This is a genomic window from uncultured Roseobacter sp., assembly GCF_947496515.1.
In the GTDB taxonomy this organism is placed as follows: Bacteria; Pseudomonadota; Alphaproteobacteria; order Rhodobacterales; family Rhodobacteraceae; genus Roseobacter.
Window position 1 is genome coordinate 46,746 of the sequence record NZ_CANMDB010000004.1, and the last position, 14,149, is coordinate 60,894.

12 protein-coding genes are annotated in these 14,149 nt (G+C 64.7%); 3 read left to right on the forward strand and 9 right to left on the reverse strand.

Translation table 11 applies throughout. The features are described from left to right. Positions 1-89: 89 nt before the first annotated feature. Together Q1A53_RS09090 and Q1A53_RS09095 are read left to right on the forward strand one after the other, a co-directional pair. A complete protein-coding gene (locus Q1A53_RS09090) occupies positions 90-1,664 on the forward strand; it encodes a Re/Si-specific NAD(P)(+) transhydrogenase subunit alpha (RefSeq protein WP_299965391.1) in 1,575 nt (524 codons plus the stop codon). A gap of 13 nt (positions 1,665-1,677) precedes the next feature. Next, positions 1,678-3,174, forward strand: a complete 1,497-nt coding sequence (locus Q1A53_RS09095) for an NAD(P)(+) transhydrogenase (Re/Si-specific) subunit beta (RefSeq protein ID WP_299965394.1) — start codon at positions 1,678-1,680, stop codon at positions 3,172-3,174. A 340-nt stretch (positions 3,175-3,514) separates the two neighbouring features. On the opposite strand, the gene gltA is transcribed toward Q1A53_RS09095, so the two are convergent. Both gltA and gltX read right to left on the reverse strand, forming a co-directional pair. Then, positions 3,515-4,810: a citrate synthase gene (gltA, locus tag Q1A53_RS09100; protein ID WP_299965397.1), complete on the reverse strand. Its 1,296-nt coding sequence runs from the start codon at positions 4,808-4,810 to the stop codon at positions 3,515-3,517. 93 nt (positions 4,811-4,903) lie between these two features. Beyond that, positions 4,904-6,313, reverse strand: coding sequence for a glutamate--tRNA ligase (gene gltX, locus Q1A53_RS09105; RefSeq protein ID WP_299965400.1), 1,410 nt, complete (start codon positions 6,311-6,313; stop codon positions 4,904-4,906). Positions 6,314-6,404: 91 nt separating this feature from the next. On the opposite strand from gltX, the gene Q1A53_RS09110 reads away from it, so the two are divergent. Continuing rightward, entirely contained in the window at positions 6,405-8,450 is a 2,046-nt protein-coding gene (locus Q1A53_RS09110) for a ComEC/Rec2 family competence protein (protein WP_299965403.1), read from the forward strand. 180 nt (positions 8,451-8,630) lie between these two features. Here the strand turns inward: Q1A53_RS09110 and lexA are convergent, their stop codons facing one another. The 7 genes from lexA to Q1A53_RS09145 all read right to left on the reverse strand — a co-directional run bounded on the left by lexA (position 8,631) and on the right by Q1A53_RS09145 (position 14,135). Then, positions 8,631-9,332 carry a transcriptional repressor LexA gene (lexA, locus tag Q1A53_RS09115; protein WP_299965406.1) on the reverse strand — a complete coding sequence of 234 codons (702 nt, stop codon included), beginning with the start codon at positions 9,330-9,332 and terminating at the stop codon, positions 8,631-8,633. Between the two features lie 85 nt (positions 9,333-9,417). Further along, positions 9,418-10,590, reverse strand: a complete 1,173-nt coding sequence (gene glp / locus Q1A53_RS09120) for a gephyrin-like molybdotransferase Glp (RefSeq protein WP_299965408.1) — start codon at positions 10,588-10,590, stop codon at positions 9,418-9,420. Further along, on the reverse strand, positions 10,587-11,066 hold the full coding sequence (gene moaC, locus Q1A53_RS09125) for a cyclic pyranopterin monophosphate synthase MoaC (protein ID WP_299965410.1): 480 nt from the start codon (positions 11,064-11,066) through the stop codon (positions 10,587-10,589). Before moaC ends, glp begins: the two co-directional genes overlap by 4 nt. Next, positions 11,067-11,879, reverse strand: a complete 813-nt coding sequence (gene trpC, locus Q1A53_RS09130) for an indole-3-glycerol phosphate synthase TrpC (protein WP_299965413.1) — start codon at positions 11,877-11,879, stop codon at positions 11,067-11,069. It lies immediately after the preceding gene. Beyond that, on the reverse strand, positions 11,876-12,541 hold the full coding sequence (locus tag Q1A53_RS09135) for a uracil-DNA glycosylase (protein ID WP_299965416.1): 666 nt from the start codon (positions 12,539-12,541) through the stop codon (positions 11,876-11,878). Before Q1A53_RS09135 ends, trpC begins: the two co-directional genes overlap by 4 nt. Then, positions 12,538-13,557 carry an anthranilate phosphoribosyltransferase gene (gene trpD / locus Q1A53_RS09140; protein ID WP_299965419.1) on the reverse strand — a complete coding sequence of 340 codons (1,020 nt, stop codon included), beginning with the start codon at positions 13,555-13,557 and terminating at the stop codon, positions 12,538-12,540. The genes Q1A53_RS09135 and trpD overlap by 4 nt, the downstream gene beginning before the upstream one ends. Beyond that, the gene (locus tag Q1A53_RS09145; RefSeq protein WP_299965422.1) at positions 13,554-14,135 is read right to left on the reverse strand and encodes an aminodeoxychorismate/anthranilate synthase component II; all 582 of its coding nucleotides are present in this window, start codon (positions 14,133-14,135) and stop codon (positions 13,554-13,556) included. The genes trpD and Q1A53_RS09145 overlap by 4 nt, the downstream gene beginning before the upstream one ends. Positions 14,136-14,149 lie beyond the last annotated feature (14 nt).

Below are 14,149 nucleotides of genomic sequence, written 5' to 3' on the forward strand. Positions count from 1 at the left end.
TGCTTGTGCCTGCGCATTCTGCACGGTAGTGGACTTCGTGGGTCTCAGCACCATTTTGGGCAAAAAAGCATCGAACGGGGGAGCTTCAATTGAAGATCGGAACACCAAAAGAGAGTTTTGAGGGTGAGGCGCGGGTCGCGATGACCCCCGACAGTGCAGGGCAGCTTCAGAAACTGGGCCACAGCTGCATGATCGAGGCGGGCGCGGGCTTGCGCGCGGGCTTTACCGACGCGGACTATGAGGCCGCGGGCGTCGAGATCGCCAAGACCCCCGCTGCGCTCTGGAAAGCGGCGGATGTGGTAGCCAAGGTGCGGGTGCCCGACGAGGCGGAGATGAAACGCCTGCGTGCGGGTCAGACGCTGATTTCCTTCTTCAGCCCTGTCGCGGACGAGGCCAAGATGCAGGCTGCGGCCAAAAAAGGCGCGACCGTCATCGCGATGGAGATGATCCCGCGGATCAGCCGCGCGCAGAAGATGGATGCGCTGAGCTCCATGGCCAATATTGCGGGCTACCGGGCCGTGATCGAGGCGGGCAATAATTTCGGTCGCTTCTTTACCGGACAGATTACCGCCGCAGGCAAGGTGCCACCCGCCAAGGTCCTGGTGGTCGGTGCCGGTGTGGCCGGGCTCGCCGCCATCGGGACGTCGACCTCGCTGGGCGCGATCACCTACGCCTTTGACGTGCGGCCCGAGGTGGCCGAGCAGGTGGAGAGCATGGGGGCGGAATTCGTCTATCTGGATTTCGAGGAAGAGCAGCAGGACGGCTCAAGCTCGGGGGGCTATGCCTCTGTTTCCTCACCCGAATTCCGCGAAGCACAGCTGGCCAAGTTCCGCGAGCTGGCGCCGGAGGTGGACATCGTGATCACCACCGCGCTGATCCCCAACCGCGAGGCGCCGGAGCTTTGGACCGAGGATATGGTCAAGGCGATGAAGCCCGGATCGGTGATCGTCGATCTGGCCGCGGAAAAGGGCGGTAACTGCAAGCTGACGGTCAAGGACGAGAAGATCGTGACGGAGAACGGGGTGACGATTGTCGGCTACACAGATTTCCCAAGCCGCATGGGCACCCAGGCCTCCAGCCTTTATGCCACCAACATCCGGCACCTGATGACCGATCTGACGCCCGAAAAGGATGGTGAGATCGTGCACAACATGGAGGATGACGTGATCCGCGGGGCGACCATCGCCCACGACAAGGAGGTCACCTATCCGCCGCCCCCGCCCAAGGTGGCGGCCATCGCGGCGGCCCCGAAGAAGGAAAAAGCCAAGGAGCTGACGGCGGAGGAAAAGCGCGCCAACGAGGTCGCGGCCTTCAAGAAGCAGACCCAGACTCAAGTGGGTCTGCTGGCTGTCGGCGGGGCGCTGGTCCTGGCCGTGGGCCTGATCGCCCCGGCGAGCTTCATGCAGCATTTCATCGTCTTTGTGCTGTCGGTCTTTATCGGCTTCCAGGTGATCTGGGGCGTGGCGCACAGCCTGCACACACCTCTCATGGCTGTCACGAATGCGATCTCCTCGATCATCATTCTGGGCGCGCTCATTCAGATCGGGTCAAGCTCGCTCTTGATCACGGCGCTGGCGGCGCTGTCGGTCTTCATGGCGGCCATCAACATCTTCGGTGGCTTCCTCGTCACCCGGCGCATGCTCGCCATGTTCCAGAAATCGTAAGGGGTAGGGGATCATGGAATTCGGATTTACGATTGCGGCCTATGCGGTCGCGGCGGTTCTCTTCATCCTGAGCCTTGGCGGGCTGTCCAATCAGGAAAGCGCGAAACGCGCGGTATGGTACGGGATCGCCGGCATGGCGATTGCGGTGCTGGCGACGCTGATCGGCCCCGGTCAAGGGCTGGGGGTGGTCTCGATCATCCTGCTCGCTCTGGGTGCAGCGGTAGGCTACCAGCTGGCCACCAAGGTGCAGATGACCCAGATGCCAGAGTTGGTGGCGATCATGCACAGCCTGGTGGGCTTGGCCGCGGTCTTTGTCGGTTTCAATGCCGACATTATGATCAACGCCATCAGTGCGCTTTACGCCGAGAACGGCGGCGTGCTGGGGGCCGTGGGCCCTGGCGGCTACACTGCCATCGGCCTGCCCGCAGCGGTCTACGACGAGCTGTCCTCCTTTGGTCAGCTCATCGCCAAGAAAACGGGCGTCGAGATCGGTATCCTGCGGGTCGAACTGGTGCTGGGCATCTGGATCGGGGCCGTGACCTTTACCGGGTCGGTCATCGCCTACGGCAAGCTGGCGGGCAAGGTGGACACCTCCGCCAAGAAGCTGCCGGGTGGGCATCTGCTGAACGCGGGCGCAGCGGCGCTGTCGCTGATCTTTGCCATCATGTATCTGGGTGGATCAGGCAGCTGGACGTTGGTGCTGCTGACGTTGCTGGCGCTCTTTATCGGCTATCACCTGATCATGGGCATCGGCGGCGCCGATATGCCCGTGGTCGTCTCCATGCTCAACAGCTATTCCGGCTGGGCGGCGGCGGCCATCGGCTTCTCGCTTGGCAACGATCTGCTGATCGTGGTTGGCGCGCTGGTGGGCTCTTCGGGGGCGATCCTCAGCTACATCATGTGCAAGGCGATGAATCGGTCGTTCGTGTCGGTGATCCTGGGTGGCTTCGGCGGCCCGGCGGGCGAGCAGCAGGCGGTCGAGGGCGAACAGATCGCCATCGAGGCCGATGGTGTGGCCAGCGCGCTGAACGAGGCTGACAGCGTGATCATCATTCCAGGCTACGGCATGGCGGTGGCGCAGGCGCAAACGGCTGTCAGCGAGCTTGTAAAGAAGCTGCGGGCGGCGGGCAAGACCGTGCGTTTTGCCATCCACCCGGTGGCCGGGCGCTTGCCGGGGCACATGAACGTGCTGCTGGCGGAAGCCAAGGTGCCCTATGACATCGTGCTGGAGATGGACGAGATCAACGAGGATTTCCCGGACACGGATGTGGCCATCGTGATCGGCTCCAATGATATCGTGAACCCCGCGGCACAGGATGATCCCAACAGCCCCATCGCGGGCATGCCGGTGCTGGAATGCTGGAAGGCCAAGCAGGTGTTCGTCTCCAAGCGCGGGCAGGGCACCGGCTATTCGGGCATCGAGAACCCGCTGTTCTTCAAGGAGAATACGCGGATGTTCTACGGTGACGCCAAAGCGTCTCTGGACAAGCTGCTGCCGATGATCGACTAGTCTCGGTACAAACGAAAAAAGAGCCGCGCGCGTCACTGACGTGGGCGGCTTTTTTGTGACCTGTCGATGCCGGTGTACAGTCAGGTTCCAACATTCGAGAGGTCACCCCCGGCCCCAAGGCCGGGCAGCCACCGACCCTCCTCGATGGAGGGGAGGGGGCTTCCCCCGTTTGCCCTGAGCGTCTTATGGCAGCGGACGCGCGCCGCGCCGATGGCGCAAAGCCGGGGCCGGGCGCCCTGTGGCGCAGATCCGGCGCGCATCGCCAAGACACCGATCCGGCACGAAAAAAGCCGCCCCGCTTTCTCAGCCGGGGCGGCTTGATTGCGCGGACGCATCCGGGTCAGCGTGTTTCGATATCGCTGTAGTTCCGCTCTGTCTCACCGAGGTAGAGCTGCCGCGGACGGCCGATCTTGTTCTGCGGATCTGCGATCATCTCTTTCCACTGGGAGATCCAGCCCACCGTCCGGCTCAGCGCAAAGATCGGCGTGAACATCGACGTCGGGAAACCCATCGCCTCCAGAATGATGCCGGAGTAGAAATCCACATTCGGGAAGAGCTTCTTGTCCGCAAAATAGGGATCCGCAAGTGCGGCTGCCTCAAGCTCCTTGGCAACCTGCAGGATGGGTTTATCCTCGACCCCGAGCAGATCCAGCACCTCATCGGCGGATTGCTTCATCACCTTGGCGCGGGGATCGAAGTTCTTGTAGACCCGGTGGCCAAAGCCCATCAGGCGGAACGGATCCTCTTTGTCCTTGGCGCGCGCGATAAACTCCGGGATGCGATCAGGCGTGCCAATCTCGTTGAGCATCTCCAGACAGGCCTGGTTTGCCCCACCGTGGGCCGGACCCCAGAGGCAGGCGATACCGGCCGCGATGCAGGCAAAGGGGTTCGCCCCTGACGACGACGCGAGCCGTACCGTGGAGGTGGAGGCGTTCTGCTCGTGATCCGCGTGCAGGGTAAAGATCCGGTCCATGGCGCGGCTGAGGATCGGGTTGACCTCGTAGTCCTCCGCCGGGACGGAAAAGCACATGCGCAGGAAATTGGACGCATAGTCCAGATCGTTGCGCGGATAGACGAAGGGCTGACCGATGGAATACTTGTAGGCCCAGGCGGCGATCGTCGGCATCTTGGCGATCAGCCGGTGGCTGGCGATCTCGCGCTGGCGCTCGTCGGAGATGTCGGTGCTGTCGTGATAGAAGGCCGACATCGCGCCCACAACGCCCACCATGATCGCCATCGGGTGCGCGTCGCGCCGGAATCCGCGGAAGAAATTCACCATCTGCTCATGCAGCATGGTGTGATGGGTGATGTTCAGCTCGAACTCTTCCAGCTGTGCTGCCGACGGCAGTTCCCCGTAGAGCAGCAGATAGCACACTTCCAGATAATGCGAGTTACCCGCCAGCTGGTCGATGGGATAGCCCCGGTGCAAGAGCTCGCCCTTGTCGCCATCGATAAAGGTGATGGTGCTGTCGCAGCTGGCGGTGGAGGTAAAGCCCGGATCATAGGTAAAGACGCCCGCCTGCGCATAGAGCTTGCGGATATCGACCACATCGGGCCCGGCTGTCGGCGAAAAGATCGGCAGATCATAGCTCTGGCCGTCGATGCTCAGCGTGGCTGATTTGGTGCTTTCGGTCATGGGAGGTCCTTCCTGTCTGTCGCGCGGGCAGGCCCGCCATAGGCGCGCGGCACGAAGGTCTGATGCCCCCGGACCGGCCATTTCATCGCAGGTTTACCCCGCTTGTTGCGCTGCATCCGTCAGTCGGGCTTGCGTCTCGTCACGCCCCAGAACCAGCATCATGTCGAAAACCGAGGGCGTGACGGCCCGCCCTGCGAGCGCTGCACGCAAAGGCCCGGCGAGTTTCCCGAATTTCGTCCCTTTGCTGTCGGCAAAAGCGTTCAGGATCGCCTCCAGACTTTCTCTGGTCCAGCTATCAGTTTGCAGCTGCGGCGTCAATTCCTTCAACATCTCGCGGGCGTCCGTATCGAGTGCCTTGGCGGCCTTCTCATCCGCAATCACCGGGCGCGACGCGAGCGCAAACTGCGCTTTTTCAAGGAGTTCCGGGAATGTCTTCGCCCGTTCCTTGACGCTGTACATGGCCAGCAGCAGCCGAGCTTCCTGCTTTGGCGTCAAGGGCGGCTGACCCGCGGCTGCGCGGTATTCCGCGATTTCTTTCTGCAATGCGGCATCCTTCATGATAGCGATATGCTGGCCTGACAGGTTTTCCAGCTTTTTGAGATCAAAGCGCGCGGGGCTCTTGCCGATGCCGCCCAGATCGAACCACTCTTGTGCCTGCTCATCTGTGAAGAATTCGTTATCGCCGTGGCTCCATCCCAGCCGGGCCAGATAATTCCGCATGCCCGCGGCCGGGTAGCCCATCGCCTGGTATTCCTGTGCGCCGAGCGCCCCGTGCCGCTTGCTGAGCTTCTTGCCATCGGGCCCGTGAATGAGCGGAATATGCGCCCAGACGGGCACGTCCCAGCCCATGGCCTCGTAGATCATCATCTGCCGTGCCGCATTGTTGAGGTGATCGTCCCCGCGGATCACATGGGTCACGCCCATGTCGTGATCGTCCACCACCACGGCGAGCATATAGACGGGCGTGCCGTCCGACCGCAGCAGCACCATATCGTCAAGCTGCGCATTGTTGATCGTGACGTCGCCCTGCACCGTGTCTCGGATCACCGTCTCGCCCGATTGCGGCGCCTTGATCCGGATCACGAAAGGCGCATTCGGGTGGGTTACCGGATCCGCGTCGCGCCAGGGGGAGCGGTAAAGTGTACTGGTGCCTGCCGCCCCTGCCGCCTCACGAAATTCGGTGATCTCTTCGGGTGTGGCAAAACATTTGTAGGCCTTCTTCCGGGCCAGCAGATCCTGCGCCACCTCGGCATGGCGGGCGGCGTTTTCGAACTGGCTGATGATCTCGCCATCGTGGTCGAGGCCCAGCCACGCCATGCCTTGCAGGATCGCCTGCGTTGCCTCCGGCGTCGAACGCGAGCGGTCTGTGTCCTCGATGCGCAAGAGAAACTTCCCGCCGCGTCCGCGCGCGTAGAGCCAATTGAACAGCGCCGTGCGCGCGCCGCCGATATGCAGAAATCCGGTGGGCGAGGGGGCGAAACGGGTCACAATGGGCGCGGACATTTGAGGGAATTTACCTTTCCGTAACCATGAGCGGCATAACTCTAGGCTGTCTGTCTACCCAGTGCCGGGGGCAGGGGCAAGGAGGGGACGCGTGACACGGATCGGGGCCGTTCTGTTGCACCAGCGCGGCGCGTTTTTCGAATGGGTGCCAGTGTGCCTGGCCATCGGCATCGGGTGCTATTTCCTGTTGCGGTTCGAGCCTGCCGGTCCTTTTCTGCTGAGTGTCGGCGCGGCGGCCTTGGTGCTGCTGATCGTCGCGCGCTGGTTGGGAGAGGCCGTAGCACCGCTGGCGATGGGTCTCGTGCTGGTGGCCTGTGGGTTTTTGCTGGCCGCGCATCGGGCTCATGATGTGGCGAGCCCGGTGATGAGCTGGCGCTACTACGGCCCCGTCGAGGGGCGCATCGTGCATCTGGATCGCAGCAGTTCCGACGCGCTGCGGCTGACATTGGATCAGGTGGTGCTGGAGCGCACGTCTCCTGCGCGCACGCCGGAACGGGTGCGGATCTCGATGCACGGGGATCAGAGCCTCAGCGTGGCCCCAGAGCCGGGCTTGCGGGTCATGACCACGGCGCATCTGTCGCCGCCGGGCGGTCCGGTGGAGCCCGGTGGCTTTGATTTCCAGCGGCACGCCTGGTTCGGCCAGCTGGGCGGCGTGGGCTACAGCCGGGTGCCGCTGCTGGCCATCGCGCGCCCCGCCGACGACCGGATCGAACTGGCCGTCTTTCGCGTCCGTATGGCGGTGGCCGCGCGGATGATGGAGGTGCTGCCGGGCGATACAGGCGGCTTTGCGGTGGCGGTGACCACGGGTGCGCGCAGTTCGATCAGCCAGGAGGCGCTGGAGGACCTGCGGGCCAGCAATCTTGCGCATTTACTGGCGATTTCGGGGCTGCACATGGGGCTGCTCACGGGGTTTGTCTTTGCGCTCCTGCGGATCGTGATCGCGCTCATTCCGCCTCTCGCGCTCCGTGCGCCGGGGCGCAAGCTGGCCGCCGGTGGCGCGCTGGTCGTGGCGGCGGGGTATCTGGCGCTCTCGGGTGGCAATGTCGCGACGGAGCGGGCGTTCATCATGGTCGCCGTCGCCCTGGGCGCCGTAATGCTCGACCGCCGCGCGATCTCGCTGCGGGCGGTGGCCATTGCGGCAACCATCGTGCTGCTGCTGCGGCCCGAGGCACTGCTAGGCCCCGGGTTTCAGATGTCCTTTGCCGCCACGACTGCGCTGGTTGCCGTCTTCGGCTACATGCGGGACCGCCGCCTGTCGATGGGACCGAAATGGGCCAAGCCGGTGGTTGCCGTCCTGATTTCTTCGGGCGTGGCAGGGCTGGCAACGGCGCCCATCGGGGCTGCGCATTTCAACGCGATCTCGCATTATGGGCTGATCGCAAACCTGACCTCGGTGCCGATGATGGGCACGGTGGTGATCCCGGCGGCGGTGTTGGCGCTGGTGCTGGCGCCCTTTGGGCTGGACTGGCTGGGCCTGTGGATCATGGGCGCGGGCCTGAAGTGGATCCTCGCCGTGGGCAGCTTTGTGGCCGGGCTGGATGGCGCACGGTCCTTCGTGCCGGGGCCAGGGGTCGCGGTGCTGCCGCTGATCGCACTCGGGTTTCTGTGGCTGTGCCTGTGGCAAGGGCGCAGCCGCAGTCTGGGTGTGCTGCCGGTGATCGTGGCCTTCTGGCTTTGGGCGACGGGCGACCGGCCCGTTGGCCTGATCGCGGAGAATGGTGCGCTGGTGGGTGTCATGACGCCCGAGGGCCGCGCGCTCAGCAAGCCGAAAGGCGCCGGTTTCGTTGCCCGCAACTGGCTGGAGAACGATGGCGATGCGAGCGACCAGCCCACCGCTGCCGACCGCTGGCCAGAGAGCCGTCAGGCGGTCTTGCCCGGTGGGGTGGAACTTACCCATCTGGCGGGGAAAAAGGCTGTGACCGGGTTTCAGGGATGTGACGCGGGTCAGATCGTGGTGGCCAACCAGCCTTTGCCAAAAGGCGCGTCCGGCTGTCTGCTCTTTGACCCGAACCGGTTGCGCGATACCGGTGCGATATCGCTGGTTGATCGAGGCGGAGAGGTGGCGCTGATTTCCACAAGGGACCTTACCGGTGACAGGCTGTGGACGCCCTGGTACCGCCCGAAAAGGCGTGACTGATCCGCTTGTGTCGAAGATCTACGTCTTGCTCTCGCGCAGCCGCTAGGCGCTGGAACGCTTTTCGAAAAGCGTTCCGCCCCGCACCTGGGCGGTGCTTCAGAAGTTCATGTCTGGATTCGAGCGATAGCCGACAGGTTCACGCGCTTTTCGAAAAGCGCGCGGGCGCGGGGATCAGAGGGTTCAGTAGGTGCGGATCAGTCCGACCAGCTTGCCCTGAACCTTGACCTGATCCTCGTTGAAGATACGGGTCTCGTAGGCGGGGTTTGCTGCCTCCAGCGCGATGGCCGAGCCCTTGCGGATGTAGCGTTTCAGCGTCGCTTCGTGATCCTCGACCAGAGCGACTACGATATCGCCATTGTCCGCCGCACTGGTCTCGCGGATCACCACGACATCACCATCGTTGATGCCTGCGTCGATCATTGAATCGCCCCGGACCTCCAGCGCATAGTGCTCGCCGGAGCCGGACAGCATCTGCCCCGGTACCGCGACGCTGTTGGCCGCATGGTTAATCGCCTCGATGGGCACACCGGCGGCGATCCGCCCGACCAGCGGGACCTCCGTTGCAAAGGCGCTGCTGACCGACTGCGCGCCACCGGGCATCGGCTGATCGGGTTTGTCGCCGTCGATCACCGTGGGCGAGAAGCCTCCGCCAGGCTGGCCGCCCAGGCTTTCGGGCAATTTCACGATCTCGATCGCGCGGGCACGGTGTGCCAGCCTGCGAATGAACCCCCGTTCCTCCAGCGCCGTGATCAGCCGGTGGATGCCAGATTTTGACCGCAGGTCGAGCGCCTCTTTCATCTCGTCGAAACTGGGGGGCACCCCATCCCGCTGTAACCGTTTGTGAATGAATTCGAGTAGATCCAACTGCTTCTTAGTGAGCATGTTCGTCCTCCGAGGGAATTGTTTTGCGCTCGATTGCCCTTTGTTCTAGGGATGTTCCCCTTTTGTGTCAACGGTTTCATAACACTCAGAGCGGCAGGTAGGACACCAGCGCGCCTGCCGCCCGCGCGGGGTCGAGGGGCGGGCGTACCACCAGCGCATTGGCCTGCGCCAACACGCTGAGGAGCGAGCTGTCCTGCCGGTCAAAGACCGTGAGCCCCGCCTCGCCCAGATGCGCGCGCATGTAGTGCTCGCGCGGTCCGTTGGCGGCGATACCGGCGGCAAGCGGTGCTTCCCGGCGCGGGGCGGGTGCGGCGTCCAGCCCCAGCATTGCGCGGATCATGGGCAGCACAAAGATGGTGCCGCAGACCATGGCGGAGACGGGATTGCCCGGCAGGCCGATCATCGGCACATCGCCCAACCGCCCGGCCATGAGCGGTTTGCCGGGCCGCATCGCCACCTTGTAAAAGGACTGCGCCATCCCCAGCTGCGCCGCCACCGGGGCCACCAGATCGTGATCGCCAACCGAGGCGCCGCCGATGGTCACGATCAGATCCGCGCTGGCCGCGAGGCCAAAGGCCGTCGTGAGCGAGGCGGAGGTATCGCGGGCGATGGGCAAGAGCCGGGTCCGTGCACCTGCAGCCTCCAGCTGGGCGGCAAGGCCAAAGCTGTTGGAGGCGATGATCTGGTCGGGGCCGGGGGTCTCGCCGGGCATGACCAACTCGTCGCCCGTGGCCAGGATCGCGACGACAGGTTGGCGGAAGACAGGGACCGCGGCGATATTCATGGCCGCCAGCAGCGCCACATCCGACGGGCCGAGCCGTCGGGGCGCGGCCATCGGGTCGCCTGCGCTGAAATCACCACCGGCGGGACGGATGTTGTCTTTGGTGTCCAGATCGCGGTTGAGCGTGATCACATCGCCGCGGCGGGTGACATCTTCCTGAATGACGATGAAGTCGGTCTGGGCCGGCACCGGCGCACCCGTAAAGATGCGCACCGCCTGTCCCGGACCGACGGTTCCTGCAAACCCGTGCCCGGCGGCGGCCTCGCCCACCACCTTGAACATCGCGTCGGGCTCCGCCTCCGCCCGCCGCAGCGCGTAGCCATCCATGGAGGACGCATCAAACGGCGGCTGGGTGCGGGTCGCCGCGACATCCCGCGCTAGGACCCGACCGGCAGCGGCGCGCAACGGGACGGTTTGGACCCCCAGCGGTGTCACCAGCGCAAAAAGATGCGCCAGCGCCTCGCTCACCGGGATCATGGTGCCTCGTACCGGCCGGATTTACCCCCGTCCTTCAGGGTCACGCGCAGATCGTCGATCCGCATGGATTTATCGACCGCCTTCGTCATGTCGTAGATGGTCAGAGCCGCGACAGAGGCCGCCGTCAGCGCCTCCATCTCCACGCCCGTCTGTCCGGTGGTCTTGACCGTCGCCTCGATCCGGTATCCGGGCAGGTCGGGGGTTTCGGCGAAATCGACGGCGACCTTGGTAAGGGGCAGTGGATGGCATAGCGGGATGAGATCCGCCGTGCGCTTGGCCGCCATGATACCCGCCAGCCGGGCTACCCCCAGCACGTCGCCCTTTTTGGCGCGGCCCTCACGGATGATCGCAAAGGTCTCGGGCTGCATGGTGATCTGCGCGCAGGCGGTTGCAATGCGGTCTGTCACGGGCTTGGCCCCCACATCGACCATCTGCGCGGCACCGTCGGCGTCGAAATGCGTGAGCTTGCCGGTCACTTACATGCCGCCAGCGGTCATCGGGTTGGCGAGCAGACGGCGCGTTGCGTCCTCCACGTTGTGCTGCCGCATCAGGCTCTCGCCAATCAGGAACATGCGCGCTCCGTAACGGGCCAGATCGGCCAGGTCTTCGGGGGTGGAGAGGCCGGATTCCGTCACGATCAGCCGGTCTTCGGGCACCCCGCGCGACAGCTGGCGCGTGGTGTCGAGCGATGTCTCGAAGGTCTTGAGATTGCGGTTGTTGATCCCGATTAGGCGGCTTTTCAACCGGCTCGCGCGCTCCAGCTCTTCGGCGTCGTGGACTTCCAGCAGCGCATCCATGCCCCAGCGGGTGGCGGCGTCTTCCAGCTCATCGGCCTGGGCGTCGCTGACAGAGGCCATGATGATCAGGATGCAATCGGCACCAAGCGCGCGCGCCTCCGCCACCTGATAGGGATCGTACATGAAATCCTTGCGCAGCACCGGCAGATCACACGCGCCCCGGGCCTCGGGCAGATAGGACTTCGCGCCCTGAAAGCTGGGGGTGTCCGTCAGCACGGACAGGCACGCAGCCCCACCTTCGGCATAGGCTTGGGCAAGGGCGGCGGGATCGAAGTCTGCGCGGATCAACCCTTTGGACGGGCTGGCTTTCTTGATCTCGGCGATCAGCCCGTAGCCTTGGATGCTCGCGTGGTGCAGCGCATCGGCAAAGGGGCGCACGGGCCCTGCCTCCCGCGCTTCCGCCTCCACATCGTCAAGCGGTTTGGCGGCCTTGTCGGCGGCGATCTCATCGAGCTTGTAGGCCTTGATCTTGTCGAGAATGGTCTCTGTCATGCGCACTCCACCGGGTTGGTCCAGTTTATGGCGCGCGCGCCCCGGGCCTGCAACCATACATTGGTACGGCTGAACGGACCTGAGCCGAAAAATCCCCGTCGCGCCGAGAGCGGCGAGGGATGAGCTGTCTCTATCTTGAGGTTGGCGGCGGGGTCCACGTCGCGCGCGGCTTTATGCGCGTCCGCTCCCCAGAGCAGATAGGCGCGAGGGCTGTCGGCGAGCCGTGTCAGCACCTGCGCTGTCAGCCGCTGCCAGCCGAGTTTTGCGTGCCCCTTGGGCGTGCCTGCGGGCACGGTCAGCACGGTATTGAGCAAGAGCACGCCCTGATCCGACCAAAACCCCAGGTCAGCGGTGGGCGGAGAGGCCCCCAGATCGGACCGCAGTTCCTTGAAGATATTGCCCAGTGAGCGCGGCAGCGGGCGGACGGAGGCATCGGCGGAGAAGGCAAGCCCGTGTGCGTGACCGGGTGTGGGGTAGGGGTCCTGTCCGAGGATGATGACCTGAACGTCGTCTGGGGCAAGCTCCGCCAGCGCGCGAAAGATCTGCGGTGCGGGCGGCAGGACCTCGCGCGGATCGGCGTCGAGCTCTGCCGCGATGCGCGGCCAATCCTGCGCAAAGAACGGCAGGTCGGACCAGGCGGCTGGCGGGGCAGGCGCGCTCACGCGCTTTGGGTGATGCGGGCGACGGCCTCGATCTTGGCCCGGGCCGCGCCGCTGTCAATCGCCTCCGCGGCGCGGGCGACGCCGTCTTTCAGGTCCGGCACCGCATCGGCCACCAGCAAGGCCGCAGCCGCGTTCAGCAACACCGCATCGCGGTAGGCGGAGGGCTGCCCGTCCAACAAGGCCTTGAACGCGCGGGCGTTCTGTTCGGGTGTTCCGCCGACAATCGCCTCGAACGGATGCGGCGCAAGGCCAGCGTCTTCGGGGTGAACCTCGTGATCCGTCACGGTGCCATCGGGGTTCAGCGCGCTGATCCACGACAGCCCGGTAATGGTGAGCTCATCGGTCCCGTCCGAGCCGTGGACCAGCCAGGCTTTCTCGGAGCCGAGCGTGTGCAGGGTCTCTGCCATGGGGCGGATAAGATCACGCGAGAACGCCCCCGTTAGCTGCCGCTTGACCCCGGCGGGGTTGGTGAGAGGGCCGAGGATGTTGAAGATCGTGCGCGTCCCAAGCTCTGCCCGGGTGGGCATCACATGGGCAATCGCCGGATGGTGCATGGGTGCCATCATGAAACCGATGCCTGCCTCTTTCAGCGCACGCTCGACCACCTCCGCACCGACCATCACCTTGATGCCCATCTGGGTGAGCGCATCCGCCGCCCCTGATTTCGAGCTGAGGTTGCGGTTGCCATGCTTGGCGACCGTCACGCCCGCACCCGCGACCACAAAGGCGGTCGCCGTGGAGATGTTGAGCGTGCCCATGCCGTCGCCACCGGTGCCCACGATGTCCATGGCCCCCTCGGGCGCGCGCACGGCGTTGCATTTGGCGCGCATCACGGCGGCGGCGGCGGCGTATTCCTGAACCGTTTCACCGCGGGTGCGCAACGCCATCAGGAACCCGCCGATCTGGCTGGGGGTCGCCTCGCCCTCAAAGAGGATGGCAAAGGCGGCTTCTGCCTCCTCGGCGCTGAGCGGACCCGTGGCTGCCGCGCCGATCAGGGTCTTCAGCGCCTCGCTCATGCGGCAACCGGCAGCGTGTCGAGGAAGGTTTTCAGCAGTGCGTGCCCGTGCTCGGAGCGGATCGATTCCGGGTGAAACTGGACCCCGTGGATCGGCAGATCGCGGTGTTGCAGACCCATGATCGTGCCGTCGTCCAGTTCTGCGGTGATCTCCAGCGCATCCGGCAGGCTGTCGCGCGCAACGATCAGCGAATGGTAGCGCGTGGCCGCAAAGGGGGTGGGCAACCCGGCAAAGACGCCGCGGCCCGCGTGGGTGATCTGACCCAGCTTGCCATGCACGATCTCACCCGCCTGCACGACCTGGCCGCCGAACACCTCGCCGATGGTCTGGTGACCGAGGCACACACCCATGAGCGGAATGCCTGTTTCCGCTGCCGCCAGCGTCAATTCCCGGCAGATCCCCGCCTGTTCGGGCCGCCCCGGACCGGGGGACAGCAGGATCCCGCTGGGCCGCAGCGCCATGGCTTGTTGCACGTCAAGCGCATCGTTGCGATGCACGACCACGTCGGTGCCGAGGCTGCCGACGTAATGCAGCAGGTTGTAGGTAAAACTGTCGTAGTTGTCGATCAGCAGCAGCATGTTCAAAACTTCGA

Excerpts from the sequence above, each read along its gene's own strand:
- trpC (WP_299965413.1), bottom strand. The coding sequence starts at position 11,879 with ATGACAGAGACCATTCTCGACAAGATCAAGGCCTACAAGCTCGATGAG.
- lexA (WP_299965406.1), bottom strand. The coding sequence starts at position 9,332 with ATGCTCACTAAGAAGCAGTTGGATCTACTCGAATTCATTCACAAACGG.
- glp (WP_299965408.1), bottom strand. The coding sequence starts at position 10,590 with ATGATCCCGGTGAGCGAGGCGCTGGCGCATCTTTTTGCGCTGGTGACA.
- gltA (WP_299965397.1), bottom strand. The coding sequence starts at position 4,810 with ATGACCGAAAGCACCAAATCAGCCACGCTGAGCATCGACGGCCAGAGC.
- trpD (WP_299965419.1), bottom strand. The coding sequence starts at position 13,557 with ATGAGCGAGGCGCTGAAGACCCTGATCGGCGCGGCAGCCACGGGTCCG.
- Q1A53_RS09145 (WP_299965422.1), bottom strand. The coding sequence starts at position 14,135 with ATGCTGCTGCTGATCGACAACTACGACAGTTTTACCTACAACCTGCTG.
- Q1A53_RS09095 (WP_299965394.1), top strand. The coding sequence starts at position 1,678 with ATGGAATTCGGATTTACGATTGCGGCCTATGCGGTCGCGGCGGTTCTC.
- gltX (WP_299965400.1), bottom strand. The coding sequence starts at position 6,313 with ATGTCCGCGCCCATTGTGACCCGTTTCGCCCCCTCGCCCACCGGATTT.